General features: G+C 69.5%; 10 protein-coding genes. 1 reads left to right on the top strand and 9 read right to left on the bottom strand.

Going from position 1 to position 13955, the window contains the following annotated elements:
* Positions 1–75: 75 nt before the first annotated feature.
* The 5 genes from ACIHFB_RS43825 to ACIHFB_RS43805 all read right to left on the bottom strand — a co-directional run bounded on the left by ACIHFB_RS43825 (position 76) and on the right by ACIHFB_RS43805 (position 4914).
* Complete coding sequence (locus tag ACIHFB_RS43825; RefSeq protein WP_365284255.1) at positions 76–2427, bottom strand: FtsX-like permease family protein; 2352 nt, start codon at positions 2425–2427, stop codon at positions 76–78.
* Positions 2424–3110: an ABC transporter ATP-binding protein gene (locus ACIHFB_RS43820; protein WP_365284258.1), complete on the bottom strand. Its 687-nt coding sequence runs from the start codon at positions 3108–3110 to the stop codon at positions 2424–2426. Before ACIHFB_RS43820 ends, ACIHFB_RS43825 begins: the two co-directional genes overlap by 4 nt.
* A complete protein-coding gene (locus tag ACIHFB_RS43815) occupies positions 3107–3631 on the bottom strand; it encodes a PadR family transcriptional regulator (protein ID WP_210585598.1) in 525 nt (174 codons plus the stop codon). The genes ACIHFB_RS43820 and ACIHFB_RS43815 overlap by 4 nt, the downstream gene beginning before the upstream one ends.
* Positions 3632–3736: 105 nt before the next feature.
* Positions 3737–3988 (bottom strand): hypothetical protein, encoded by a 252-nt coding sequence (locus ACIHFB_RS43810; RefSeq protein WP_365284262.1) that lies wholly within the window; start codon positions 3986–3988, stop codon positions 3737–3739.
* Complete coding sequence (locus ACIHFB_RS43805) at positions 3985–4914, bottom strand: SPFH domain-containing protein (protein WP_365284265.1); 930 nt, start codon at positions 4912–4914, stop codon at positions 3985–3987. Before ACIHFB_RS43805 ends, ACIHFB_RS43810 begins: the two co-directional genes overlap by 4 nt.
* 253 nt (positions 4915–5167) lie before the next feature.
* Between ACIHFB_RS43805 and ACIHFB_RS43800 the strand changes: the two genes are divergently transcribed.
* Positions 5168–7474 carry a transglycosylase domain-containing protein gene (locus ACIHFB_RS43800; protein ID WP_400129777.1) on the top strand — a complete coding sequence of 769 codons (2307 nt, stop codon included), beginning with the start codon at positions 5168–5170 and terminating at the stop codon, positions 7472–7474.
* Between the two features lie 59 nt (positions 7475–7533).
* Here ACIHFB_RS43800 and ACIHFB_RS43795 read toward each other — a convergent pair whose 3' ends face one another.
* The 4 genes from ACIHFB_RS43795 to ACIHFB_RS43780 all read right to left on the bottom strand — a co-directional run bounded on the left by ACIHFB_RS43795 (position 7534) and on the right by ACIHFB_RS43780 (position 13627).
* Positions 7534–9006 carry a catalase gene (locus ACIHFB_RS43795; RefSeq protein WP_400129776.1) on the bottom strand — a complete coding sequence of 491 codons (1473 nt, stop codon included), beginning with the start codon at positions 9004–9006 and terminating at the stop codon, positions 7534–7536.
* Positions 9007–9159: 153 nt separating this feature from the next.
* Positions 9160–11181 carry a SpoIIE family protein phosphatase gene (locus ACIHFB_RS43790; protein WP_365284271.1) on the bottom strand — a complete coding sequence of 674 codons (2022 nt, stop codon included), beginning with the start codon at positions 11179–11181 and terminating at the stop codon, positions 9160–9162.
* A 295-nt stretch (positions 11182–11476) separates the two neighbouring features.
* Positions 11477–12169: a DUF402 domain-containing protein gene (locus ACIHFB_RS43785; RefSeq protein ID WP_400129775.1), complete on the bottom strand. Its 693-nt coding sequence runs from the start codon at positions 12167–12169 to the stop codon at positions 11477–11479.
* 72 nt (positions 12170–12241) lie between these two features.
* Complete coding sequence (locus tag ACIHFB_RS43780) at positions 12242–13627, bottom strand: class II fumarate hydratase (protein WP_400129774.1); 1386 nt, start codon at positions 13625–13627, stop codon at positions 12242–12244.
* Positions 13628–13955 lie beyond the last annotated feature (328 nt).

Genomic DNA, 13955 nt, shown 5'->3' with positions numbered 1-13955 from the left:
CCGCCGCGCGGGCGCGACCAGCCACGACGAAGCCGCAGACGACCGACGGCCGCGGCACCGTCAAGCCGAGCGCAGCTACTCCGTACGCAACCCGTCCGGCCGCATAAGCCTCAGCAGCGGCGGCAGGCTGAGCAGTGTGACGGCGAGGACTACCGCCGCGCCGGCGCCGGTCATCGTCAGCACGCTCGCCCAGTCCACGGTGATCGCGGTGTCCGACATCTTGAGCAGCACCGCGCCCAGGGTGAGACCGACCACCGAGGCCAGCAGCAGGCCGAGCGCGACCGGGATCGCCGTCTGCCACAGCACCGACAGGCTCAGCGTGCGCCGCCGGGTGCCGAAGGCGACCAGCGACGACAGCAGTTTCTTGCGCTCGCGCAACTGCTCCAGCTGCGAGACCAGCAGGCTCGCACCGATCAGCGCCAGGACACAGGCGGCCCCGACGAACAGGCCGGTGCGGATGGAGTCGTAGCGCTCGGACGTGTTGCTGGAGGCCCACATCATCGGCTCGCTGATCGGGTCGATCGTGGCCGCGGTGTTGCGCACCAGGTCCTCCACGTCCGGTACGGACTCGTCGAGGTTCAGATAGATCTGGCCGGTCAGACCCGGTGCGACGGCCGCGGGCAGCGCCTTCGGCGTGACCATGAAGCCGCCCCGCTCCCAGCCGGTCATGTCCTCGCGGGCCGTTGCCTTCTTCACGGTCGACGGCACGGTCCAGGCGACCGGCGTGGTCTTGGGGCCGTCCGAGTACCCCGAGTCGAAGTACACCGTGGTGCCGGGCTTCGACATCGCTTCCATTTTCGTGTCGTCCTCGGCGCCCTGTACGGCGAACACGTCCCCGTCGCGGCACGAGGTCAGCCCCGTCACCTCACGCAGCGAGGCGCAGTCGCCGACGGTGACCTGGGCGTTGAGCTCGGCGTCCATGCGCTTCTCGCCGACGTTTCCCTCGGCGTACGCGTAGACGTGGCGCACCCCCTCGGTGTCCCGGAACTTCGCCGCGGACGGGGCGAGAGGGGTCCTGTCCGGCAGGGTCACCTGCATCTGCACCCGGTCGACATCCTGGCCCGTCGGCTCGGTGAAGTCGCTCTCGACCCCGGCGAACAGCATTTGGAGCGCGATCGCACCGGCCACCGCGACCGCGATGCCGTTGACCATGCGGGCCGCTGTGCCGCTGCTCAACTGAAGCCTGCGCACGGCCAGTTGCCAGGCGACGCCGCCCGAGCCGAGCTTGGCGACGACCGCCTCCACGATCCACGGCAGCAGCGCGGTCACGCCGACGAGCAGCAGCAGGACGCCGCCGGTGACCAGGTACTGGTTGAAGTCCCCGCCGTCCCGGCCCTGCCCGATCATCGGGTAGAGCATCCCGAGGCCGGCCAGCGGCAGCAGCAGCCGCCACCACAGCCGGCGCCGCGCGGGCTTCGCCGTACGGACGACACCGAGCGGCTCGATCACCACCCCGCGCAGCGCGAGCAGCGTGACCAGCACCGCGGCCGCCATCACCAGGAGCGCGACCAGCACGGCCAGCACGGGCGAGGGGTTGAGGTAGCTCGGGAAGACGCTGACGTCGAACACCTCCAGGCTGCCCGCGATCTCACGGCCGATGAGGAAGAAGCCCGTGCCGAAGACCAGCCCGAGCGCGGCGCCCGCGAGCGCCTCACCGGCGGCCACCCGCCGGGTCATCCCGCTGTCGGAGCCGACCAGCCGCAGTGCGGCGAGCCGCCGGTCCCGCCGCTCGCCGCCGAACCGTACGGCCGCGGCGATGAACACGGCGACCGGCATCAGCAGCACCACGAAGACGACGAGGATCAGCAGGAGCAGCACGGGGTCCAGCGGGTCAGAGCTGGAGGTCTGGTCCCCGAACTTCGCGATCCGTACCACCTGGTCGCCAGGGGCCACGCTGCTGCCGTCGGACCGCGGAGAGAGACCGTCGCTGCCGCGGTAGAAGGCGAGTTCGGTCGGGCCGATCAGCCCGCTCTCACCGATGGTCCCGACGATCTTCTGCGGCAGCCGCTCCCGCAGCAGCTTGCCCTCGTCGGAGCCGAGCAGTTTCTTCAGCGCGGGGGAGACCACCATCTCGCCGGCCCCCGGGAACTTCTCCAGGCCCGGCGGCAGCGGCGCCTTCGGACCCTCGGGCTGCATGTCCCGCCCGCGGATGCTCTTGTCACGGAAGGTCGTACCGCTGCTCGCGAGGAGCACGGTGTTGTCCGCCTTCGGTATCTCCTTCGCGCCGTAGTTGATGTCCGACCGGGCCGCCTCCCGGCCGTGCCGGGCGTCCAGCGCGCTGGGGAGCGCCGTGGTCAAGAGCAGCAGCGCCACCCCGAGTCCGACGCCGACACCCGTCAGCAGGACCCGGACCCAGCCCTCGCGTCCCCCGGCGAACGCGAACCTGACGCCCATGCCCAGGTCCCTCGTCCACTGCCGCATCCTCATACGACGCGCTCCATGTCCCGGGACTTGCCGTCCCGTACGACGATCTCGCGGTCCGAGTACGCGGCCACCCGTGCCTCGTGCGTGACCAGCACGACGGCGGCGTTGGTGGACCGGGCCGCGTCCGTGAGCAGCTCCATCACCCGCTCGCCGTTGAGCGAGTCGAGCGCGCCGGTCGGCTCATCGGCGAACAGCATGCGGGGGCTGGTGACCAGCGCCCGGGCCACGGCGACCCGCTGCCCCTGACCGCCGGACACCTCGCCGGGCCGCTTCTTGCGCAGATCGTCGACCTCCAGCCGCTCCATCCAGGACAGGGCGGTCCGCTCGGCCTCCTTGCGCGAGGTGCCGTTCAGCCGCAGCGGCAGGGCGACGTTCTCGACGCAGGTGAGTTCCGGCACCAACTGCCCGAACTGGAACACGAAGCCGAACTCGCTCCGCCGCAGCGCACTGCGCTCGGCATCGCTCATCCGGGCCATCTCGCGGCCGTTGTAGACGATGGACCCGGAGTCCGGCGGCACGATGCCCGCGAGGCAGTGCAGCAGTGTCGACTTTCCGGAGCCCGAGGGGCCCATCACGGCGACGACCTCGCCGGGGTGGATGGAGAACTCGGCGCCGTCGAGGGCGGTGGTCGGACCGTACGACTTGCGCAGTTCGGTCGCGACGAGCAGGGAGCCTGCGGGGGTCATCGGGTCACCGCCTCGGCGAGTTTGTCGAGGCGCGCGGCGGTCAGTTCCAGCCAGCGCAGATCGGCCTCGAGATGGAACAGGGCGTGGTCGCAGATCAGCTGGTCCGCGAGATCCCCCTTGCGCTTGCGGTCGGTGAGGATCCGCATCATCCGCAGATGCTCCGAGCGCTGTGTGTCGAGGATGTCGGCTGCGTTCCGGTGCGTGAGCAGCGCGAGAACGACCTTGGTGTACAGGGTCGACTGGAGGTACGGCTCGGGCTTCTCCGGCGTCGCCAGCCAGCGCTGTACGTCGGTGATGCCGGCCTCGGTGATCGCGTACCGCTTGCGCTCCGGACCGCCGCCGGGCTCGATGCCGTCGACTTCCACGAGCCCGTTCTTCAACAGCCGGGACATCGTCGAGTAGACCTGGCCGTAGTGCAGCGGCCGGTCGTGACCGAACTTCTCGTCGAAGGCGCGCTTCAGGTCGTAGCCATGACGCGGGCCTGACTCCAGGAGCCCCAGGAGGGTGTGACCGATGGACATGGGGAGGACTGTACACAGGGGGTATACCCCATGTGTATACGTCGAGTGTGTAGAGCCATACGGGGGATGCAACGGTGCAGGTGGGGGCTGATTGTCACGATTCTGTTACTGCTGTGCGGGTGGCTGCGTGGGTGGGCGTCCGCGGCGGGGAATCGGGCGTGCCTCGCCCGGCAGCCGCCCGGCCTCGGCGAGCGCCTTGCGCAGCAGGAACTCGATCTGCGCGTTGGCCGACCGCAGTTCGTCCCCGGCCCAGCGCGCCAGCGCCTCGTACACCGACGGGTCCAGCCGCAGCAGCACCTGCTTGCGTTGCTGCTGCGGCCGCCGCCTCTGCGAGGAAGCCTCGGAGGGATCCGTCACTGGTAGAGCGTCCCGGTGTTGAGGACCGGCTGCACCGAGCGGTCCCCGCACAGCACCACCATCAGGTTGGACACCATCGCCGCCTTCCGCTCGGAGTCCAGCTCCACGATGTCCTGCTCGGTGATCCGGGCGAGCGCCGCCTCGACCATCCCGACCGCGCCGTCCACGATCTGCCGCCGCGCGGCGACGACCGCGCCCGCCTGCTGTCGCTGGAGCATGGCCGAGGCGATCTCGGGTGCGTAGGCGAGGTGCGTGAAGCGGGACTCGATGATCTGGACGCCGGCCGCGTCCACGCGCGCGTGCAGTTCGACGGCGAGCTTCTCGGTGATCTCCTCGGCGTTGCCGCGCAGCGAGAGCCCGCCCTCGTCATGGGCGTCGTACGGGTACTCGATGGCGATGTGCCGGACGGCCGCCTCGGTCTGGGTGGAGACGAACTCGAAGTAGTCGTCGACCTCGAAGGTGGCCTGGGCGGTGTCCTGGACCTTCCACACGACGACCGCGGCGAGCTCGATCGGGTTGCCGTAGGCGTCGTTGACCTTGAGGACCGCGGTCTCGTGGTTGCGCACCCGGGTCGAGATCTTGGTGCGCGAGGTGAAGGGGTTCACCCAGCGCAGCCCGTCCTGCCGGATCGTCCCCCGGTACCGCCCGAAGAGCTGGACCACCCGCGCCTCGCCCGGCGCCACCATGTTCAGCCCGCACATGGCGAGGAACGCGGCGATGGCGATCACGATGCCGCCGACGATCAGCGCGGCCTTGGCCCCGGCGCCGGAGACCGTGGTGGCGGCCACGATCATCCCGATCCCGCCCAGCAGCCCGATCAGACCGAGCAGCAGCGCCAGCCCGCCGCCGATGCTGTGCGCGGCGAACTCGCGCACGCGCGGTTCGGGCATGTCGGGGAGGTCGGGTGCTGTGTCGTGCGTGGTCATGGGTGTTTCCCCCGTTCTCGGTGGAGCCGTTTCTCGCTTAGCTCCGTTCTAGCTAACTGATATCACATTACCCGCTCACGGCAACCCTAACCGCCTCTCGGTCGTCGGTTCAGTTGGGACAGGTGCTGATTGTCACGTCCGTAAAAGACCGGATCGCAAGCCCTTTGTCATATAGAGCGGTGTTAGCTTTCTGAGCTGACCTGAGCGAGCAACCTGTGAGACAGCCGACGACGGAAGCGGAGCAGACGGACCCATGGGACGGGCGGAAGAGAGACGAGCGCGACAGCGTGGTGGCCACCGCGCGGCGCCCAAGCGCCGCTCGCGACGAGCGGCCGGGAAGAACGACGGCAAGAGCGTCATACGCCGGCTGTTCACATGGAAGAAGATCCTCGGGACGTTCCTCGGCGTGTGCCTGCTCGGCATCGGCGGCTTCATCGTGCTCTATCTGGTCGTCGACGTCCCCGACGGCAACGCGGCCGCACAGGCCGCGAAGATGCAGAGCAACGTCTACAAGTACAGCGACGGCGATGTCCTGGCCCGGGACGGCGAGGTCAACCGGGAGATCGTGGACCTGTCGAAGGTGCCCAAGGACGTCCGGAACACCTTCGTCGCCGCCGAGAACAAGACCTTCTACAAGGACGCCGGCATCGACCTCAAGGGCACGGCCCGCGGTGTGTTCAACACGCTGTCCGGCAAGGGCGCCCAGGGTGGTTCGACGATCACCCAGCAGTACGTCAAGAACTACTACCTCAGCCAGGAACAGACGGTCTCCCGCAAGCTGAAGGAGATCGTCATCTCGCTGAAGGTGGACCGCCAGCTGTCCAAGGACGACATCCTCGCGGGCTACCTCAACACCAGCTACTTCGGCCGCAACGCCTACGGCATCCAGGCCGCCGCACAGGCCTACTACCGCGTCGACGCCGAAGACCTGTCGGTCGCCCAGGGCGCATACCTCGCCGCCCTCCTCCAGGCGCCGAGCACCTACGACTGGGCCGTCGCCTCCGAAACCGGCAAGGAGCTGGTGAAGGCGCGCTGGAACTACGTCCTGGACAACATGGTCGAGATGGGCTGGCTGGACTCCGCCGAGCGCAAGACCGAGAAGTTCGAGGTGCCCAAGGAGCCCAAGGCCGCCGCGGGTCTGGAGGGCCAGAAGGGGTATCTGGTCGAGCTGGCCAACACCCAGCTCGAGAATCAGCTGATGAAGCAGGAGGGCCTCTCACGCTCCGAGGCGGAGGCCCAGGTCAAGGGTCAGGGCTGGACGATCACCCTGAACATCGACAAGAAGAAGCAGGCCCAGCTGGAGAAGGCGGCCAAGACCCAGCTGACCAGCAAACTGGACAAGAAGAAGCGGCCGGTCGACGCAGACATCCAGGCCGGCGCGGTCTCCGTCGACCCCAAGACGGGGAAGATCGTCGCTCTCTACGGAGGCGCGGACTACTTCGACCACTATCGCTCCAACGCGACCAGAACGGACTACCAGCCCGCGTCGACGTTCAAGCCGGTGATCCTCGCCGCCGCCCTGGAGGACAAGGCCAAGACGCAGGACGGCGCGACGATCGGCGCACGCACGGTCTACGACGGCACGAGCAAGCGGCAGGTCGTGGACAACGGCAAGAAGGTCGGCTTCGCCCCGCCGAACGAGGACGACGTCGACTACGGCGACGTCAGCGTCCAGACGGCGATGAACAAGTCCATCAACTCGGTGTTCGCACAGATGGGCATGGACGTCGGCATGGACGAGGTGATGAAGACCGCCGGCCAACTCGGCATCGACGTCGAGGGCGACGAGGCCGTGGCCGCACAGACGCTGGGCACCATGGGCGCGAGCCCCCTGGAGATGGCCGGGGTCTACGCCACCCTCGACAACCACGGCAAGCAGGTCACCCCGACCCTCGTCGCGTCGGCGGAGCAGAACAACCGGACGATCAAGATGCCGGACCCGATCGGCGGGCAGGTCATCAGCCCCGAGGCCGCCGACACGGTGACCTCGGTGCTGACCGGCGTGGTCGACGACGGTACGGCCCGCACCTCCGTGCGCGAGAACCCGGCCCGCGACGGCCAGGAGGTGGCCGGTAAGACGGGTACCTCCGACTTCGGCAGGTCGGCCTGGTTCACCGGCTACACACCGGACCTGGTGACCTCGGTCGGCCTGTTCGGCGAAGACCCCAAGACCGGCAAGCAGGTCGACATGAAGGGCGCGACCGGCAAGCTGCCGGGCACGGGCCGGGTCAACGGTGGCGGCATCCCCGCGCAGATCTGGGCGGCGTACATGTTCGGCGTGACGAAGTCGGACGCCAAGTTCGACCTGGACACCACGCAGGGCGCGGGCGTCGAGCCGTCACAGACGCCGACGATCACCGAGCAGCCGAGCGAGACGCCCAGCGACGAGCCGACTACCGAGAAGCCGACCACCCAGGCACCGCCGTCGCAGACGCCGAGCGAGACGCCGTCGCAGACACCTAGCCAGACGCCCTCGCAGACACCGAGCCAGAGCCCGACGACATCACCGCCGGCGGAGGGCACCACTCCGGAGGATCCGTTCGACCCGCAGTTGGAGTAGCGCCCCGACGGGGCACGCCCGCAGCGACCGACGGCGCTGCGGGCGCCCGGGTGGAGCGTCTAGTTGCCGTTGACCTCGTGCGCGATCCGGTCGCCGATCTCCTTGTCGATGTTGCGCCAGTACTGCAGGGCGCGCTCCAGGACCGGGCGGGAGACGCCCTGTTGGAGGTGTCCGCTGACGTTGGAGACCAGCCGGTCGCGGGCGGCGTCGTCGAGGACCTGGCGGACCATGGTGCCCGCCTGGCCCCAGTCGTCGTCCTCGCGGTGCAGCCTGGTCGCCTCGCGCACCAGCTCACCGGTGGCCTGCCAGCTCGCCGGGTCGCCGAAGCGTCCGTAGTCGGCCGCGGGGCCGCCGTAGGAGTTGGGTGCGTACGGCCGCGCCGCGCTCGACGGCTCGTAGCGCATGGGGCCGTCCTTGGCGTATGAATTCACCTGGGCGTGCGGCCGGTTGGGCGGCAGCTGGGCGTAGTTCGGGCCGATCCGGTACCGGTGGGTGTCCGGGTAGGAGAACAGCCGGCCGAGCAGCATCTTGTCCGGCGAGGGGCCGATGCCGGGCACCAGGTTCGACGGCTCGAAGGCGGCCTGCTCGATGTGGATGAAGTAGTCCTCGGGGTTCTTGTCGAGGACCATCCGTCCGACGTCGATCAGCGGGTAGTCGCCGTGCGGCCAGACCTTCGTCAGGTCGAAGGGGTTGAAGCGGTAGTCGATCGCGTCCTCGAACGGCATGATCTGGACCTTCAGGGTCCAGCTCGGCGCGTTCCCGGACTCGATCGACTCGTACAGGTCCCGGCGGTGCTTGTCCCCGTCGGAACCGGCCAGCTCGTCGGCCTCGGCCTGGGTGAGGAAGTCGATGCCCTGGTCGGTCTTGAAGTGGTACTTCACCCAGAACTTCTCGCCCGCGCCGTTGATCCACATATACGTGTGGGAGCCGTAGCCGTTCATGTGGCGATATGTCTTCGGGATGCCGCGGTCGCCCATCAGCCAGGTCACCTGGTGTGCCGACTCCGGCGAGAGCGTCCAGAAGTCCCACTGCATGTCGTTGTCCCGCAGCCCGGTCACCGGATGGCGCTTCTGGGAGCGGATGAAGTCCTGGAACTTGATCGTGTCACGGACGAAGAAGACCGGGGTGTTGTTGCCCACCAGGTCGTAGTTGCCGTGCTCGGTGTAGAACTTGAGCGCGAAGCCGCGGGGGTCGCGCCAGGTGTCGGGCGAGCCCTGCTCGCCGGCGACGGTGGAGAAGCGGGCCAGCATGTCGGTGCGTTTGCCCGGCTGGAAGAGGTCGGCCCTGGTGAACTGGCTGACGTCGTTGGTGACTTCGAAGAATCCGTACGCGCCACTGCCCTTGGCGTGCACCACGCGCTCGGGGACCCGCTCCCGGTTGAACTGGGCCATCTTCTCGATGAGGTAGTGGTCCTGGAGCAGGATCGGGCCGTCGGGACCCACGGTGAGCGAGTGTTCGTCGCTCTCCACCGGAATTCCGACGTTGTTCGTGGTGTACCGAGCCTGCTGGGATTCCTGAGGTACGAGTGTCACGAGCGTCCTCCCGTCATGAACGAGGGTGGTTCAGGTCGCTTCGCTCACCCCAGAGTCAACTCCGCCGACGGGATGTCGGCAACATTTGGACTGGGTCCAATTCCGGTTCGGTTCTGAATGGGCTGGTCCGGGGTGAGGCGGGACGGGTACCCGTCAGCCGCGGTTCAACTCGAACCAGACCACCTTCCCCGTGCTCAGCCGGGTCGCCCCCCACCGCCGGGCCAGCCGGTTCACCAGATACAGTCCGCGTCCGCCCTCGTCCGTGGCCCGCGCCTGCCGCAGCCGAGGCAGCTGCGGCACGTCGTCCCCGACCTCGCAGCGCAGCACGTCGGTACGGAGCAGCCGGAGCGTGATCGGCCGGGTCGCATAGCGCACGGCGTTCGTCACGACCTCACTGACCAGGAGCTCCACCGAGTCGGTCAGTTCCTCCATGTCCCAGCGGGCCAGCGCGCGGCGGGCCAGCCGCCGGGCCTTGCCGGGAGCCATCTCCTCCGGCTCCAGGAACCAGTACGCCACGTCGTTGGGCGCGATCCCGTCGAAGCGGGCGGCGAGCAGCGCGATGTCGTCGTCCCGGTCACCGGGACCGAGCATGTCGAGCACCTCGTCGCAGAGCGCCTCCAGCGGCGGCGGATGGTCGGGCCCGGTCAGCTGCGCGGTAGCGGCGAGCTTCTCGCGCAGCTGCTCTATCCCGGTCCACACGTCCCGCAGCCGGGACTCCACGAGCCCGTCGGTGTACAGGAGCAGCGTCCCCCCGGCTGGCGCGTCCAGTTCCACGGCTTCGAAGTCGACGCCGCCGACACCGATGGGCGCGCCCGGCGGCACCCGCAGCACCTCGGCCCGGCCGCCGAGGTGCAGCAGGACGGGCGGCGGATGGCCGGCGTTGGCGATGGTGATCCGGTGCGATACCGGGTCGTAGACCGCGTACAGGCAGGTCGCCATGCGGTCGGTGCCGAGGCGCTGGGCCTGTTCGTCGAGGTGGTGCAGGACCTCCTGCGGCGGCAGGTCGAGCCCGGCGAGGGTCTGGGCCGTGGTCCGCAGCTGGCCCATGATCGCGGCGGACGTCATGGAGTGCCCCATGACATCGCCCACCACCAGCGCCACGCGACTGCCGGGCAGCGGGATGGCGTCGTACCAGTCGCCGCCGACGCGCGCGGTCTCGGCGGCGGGCAGATAGCGGGACGCCAGCCGCACGCCGGTGGCCCTGGGCAGGTTTTCGGGCAGCATGGTGCGCTGGAGCTCGTCGGCGATGTACGCCTCACGGCCGTACAGCACCGCCTTGTCGATGCCGAGCGCGCTGTGCGTGGCGAGCTGGGCCGCGACCAGGAGGTCGTCCGGCTCGAAGGCCATGCGTTCCGGGCGGCGCAGGAAGAGCGCGGCACCGATGACCCGGCGCCGGCCGCGCAGCGGGGCGAGGATGGCGCGCTGTCCGCCGGGTACGGCCACGTCGTCGCCGAGGAGTTCCGGCAGCGCGGCGCGGGCCGCGGGGGCGTCGGCGAAGACCGGGCGCACGCCGCGCAGCACCTCGTTCAGCGCGCCGCCGGGCCGCACCTCGCACAGGTCCGCGGTGACAGGTGTCAGGTCCACCAGCTCGGGCTGGGGCGCGGGCGCGAAACCGCCCTCGGTGTCCCGCTCCTCCGGGATCCGGTCGGTACGGCGCAGCCGCAGCACCACCGGGCCGGTGGGCCGCTCGTCGCCGACCGGCAGCGGGTCGCGCAGATAGACCAGGATCGCGTCCGAGAACGTCGGTACGGTCGCCCGGCACAGCCCCATCACGATCTCGTCGAGGTCGATGCCGCGGGCGATCCGCCGGGTCGCCGCGCCCACGAAGCGCAGCCGGTCCCCGTCCCGCCGCATGGGCGTGGGCCGGCCGGGCGCCGCGCCCTGGCCGGTACGGCGGTCCTGGCGGGACTTGTCGTCTTCGGTGCCCTGCTGAACAGGGACCCCCTCGGGAACGGGCCGCGGACGGTGGGTGTCCGGCTCGACGGCGGCGGGCTGGGAGTGCTCCGAGTCACCAACAGGTGTCCCCGCGGGCGGCGTCTCGCCGGTGCGGGCCTGTGCCGGTAAGGCGCCGGGGGCGCGCGGCGCCGCACCGGAGGTACGCAGGAGCGCCCCGCGGGGGTCCGCGGGGGCGGCGCCGGTCTCAGGGCGCTCGAAGGAGGTCGGCTGCTCCGTCACGCGTGTCGAATCCGTCCGTCCGGGGCTGCGCGCCAGGCGCGCGGTTCATCCCGCCGAAATGCCGATACCCGGAATGCGTGCCCCAGGAACGGAATTCCCGCGTGGTCAGAGGCTGTTCCTGTGTCACCGGCAGACGGACCGCGGTCCGTACCGGTGTTGCCCTCGTACCCCTCGCTCACGTCCTGCCGCCCCTCGGTGACGTTCGGTCAGTCCCGGCGCATGTGCCGGGAGTTACTGCTGTAAATACTCGCGGAGGACGATCCTACGGTTGTGCACCGGGGGCGCATCAAGGGTCTCACGTGGACATGTGCGCGGGCGTACGATCCCAGTCCTCCGGCAGTGACGGTACAGCCCAGGACGGATCCGGGCGCCAATGCTGCCAGCCGTCCGAGAAAGGCGGCCCCCAGGCGCGGATCACGTCCACCGCCGAACGGCCCGCCGCCCGTACCCGCTCGGCGAGTTCGGCGTCCATCAGACCGTCCCGCTGGGCCTGCGCGAACTCGTCCTCGTCGCGCCAGTGCCAACTCCGGTCCGGGTGGACGGAGATGTCCAGGAAGTGGTCCTCGGAGTCCACTCCGCCGTCCCAACGCACCAGTGGATCTTCGAGGTTGACGTACCAGTTCTTGAACTGCCAGCCCGGCTCCCAGAACAGCCACACCGACCAGGGCTCGCCCGGCCGCGCCAGCTTCAGCACACCGGTGCCGAACCAGCGGTCGCGCTGCACGGTCCGCGGCTTGGTGTAGCGCGACCGGAGCGGCTCGGCGTGCACGGGCGTCCCGTCGGCGAGCACCGGCTTGACGCACTCGGTGCCCGGCGCCAGCCAGACGGCGAGGATGTCCTCGTCGTCCCGGACGACGGTGACAGGGCGTGCGATATGGAAGCGGTGGCCGGCATTCTCGCGATAGCGCCACAGGATCCGGCTCCCGGGCGCCCAGAAGGCAGTCGTGCCGTCCGCTTCCACTCGTCTCACCGCTCCGTCGTCTGCCATGTACAGATATTAGTTGTCACAGGCATACGACGCTGCGGTGCCCGTCACGGTTCACGCCGGCGGAACCTTAGGTTACGGGTGCGTCATACGCAGCACGTCCAGGGCTTCGTCGAGCTGCTCGACGGTCAGGTCGCCCCGCTCTACATACCCGTTCTCCAGCACGACTTGACGGATCGTCTTCCGCTCCGCGAGCGCCTTCTTGGCCACCTTGGCGGCCTCCTCGTACCCGATGTACTTGTTCAGCGGGGTGACCACGGAGGGTGACGACTCGGCGTACTCGCGCGCCCGCTCCCGATGCGCGACGATCCCGTCGACGGTCCGGTCGGCGAGCAGCCGGGACACGTTGGCGAGCAGCCGGATCGACTCGAGCACGTTCTTGGCGATGACCGGCAGCATGACGTTCAGCTCGAAGTTCCCGGCGGCCCCGGCGGTGGCGACGGTGACGTCATTGCCGATGACCTGGGCGCTGACCATGAGGACGGCTTCCGGAATGACCGGATTGACCTTGCCGGGCATGATCGAGGACCCGGGCTGGAGATCGGGGAGCGAGATCTCGGCGAGCCCGGTACGGGGACCGGAGGCCATCCACCGCAGATCGTTCGCGATCTTGGTCAGTCCGACGGCGATGGTCCGCAGCTGCCCGCTCGTCTCGACGATCCCGTCCCGCGCCCCCTGCGCCTCGAAGTGATCGCGGGCCTCGGTGAGCGGCAGCCCGGTAGCCCTCGCCACCTCGTCGATCACGGCGGCGGAGAAGCCGGGCGGGGTGTTGATGCCGGTACCGACGGCGGTGCCGCCGAGGGGCAGTTCGGCAAGGCGGGGGAGGGAGGCATGCAGCCGCTCGACGCCGTACCTGACCTGCGCCGCATATCCCCCGAATTCCTGCCCCAGCGTCACGGGCGTGGCGTCCATGAGGTGCGTCCGCCCCGACTTCACGACGTCGGCGAACTCCTCGGACTTGCGGCTGAGGGAGGCCGCGAGGTGTTCGAGGGCGGGGATGAGGTCACGGGTGACGGCGGCGGTGGCGGCGATATGGATGGAAGAGGGGAACACGTCGTTGGAGGACTGAGAGGCATTGACATGATCGTTGGGATGCACGCTCTTGCCGAGCCGCTCGCCGGCCAGGGTGGCGATGACCTCGTTGGCATTCATGTTGGACGAGGTCCCCGACCCGGTCTGGAACACATCGATCGGAAAGTGCTCGTCCCACCGCCCCTCCGCCACCTCACCGGCCGCCTCCTGAACAGCCTCGGCGATGTCCTTGTCGAGCACTCCAAGCCGCGCGTTCACCTTGGCGGCCGCACCCTTGATCCGGGCCAGGGCCTCGATGTGGGCCCGCTCGATACGCTGCCCGGAGATGGGAAAGTTCTCAACGGCACGCTGCGTCTGCGCCCGCCACTTGGCGTCGACGGGGACACGTACCTCGCCCATGGAGTCATGCTCGATGCGGTATTCGCTCATACCGGCTATAGCGATCGGGAACGCGGTTGTGTTCCGCGCTGTGAGCCGAACGGCGCCCGGCCCACCACGCGGAGAAGACCAGCCCAGCCAATCCCAGCCCGTCCGGCGTTTGAGGACGAGGCCGTTCAGGCCGACGGGGGTCCAGGGGGCGGAGCCCCTTGGCGGGGTCGAAGGGGCGGAGCCCCTTCAGGACGGGACGGGTAGGGGCGGCGGGGGCGAAAATCCACCCCCCCCCCCCCCCCCCCCCCCCCCAACCCCCCCCCCCCCCCCCCCCCCCGCAACGCACGGAAAGTCGGGGCCCGCGGCGGGTCCAGGGAGAAGGAGTTGG

The organism is Streptomyces sp. NPDC051963 (assembly GCF_044593495.1).
Classification (GTDB): domain Bacteria; phylum Actinomycetota; class Actinomycetes; order Streptomycetales; family Streptomycetaceae; genus Streptomyces.
The sequence above is the reverse complement of the archived record's forward strand: the minus strand, read 5'-3'. Positions and strand labels throughout refer to the sequence as shown.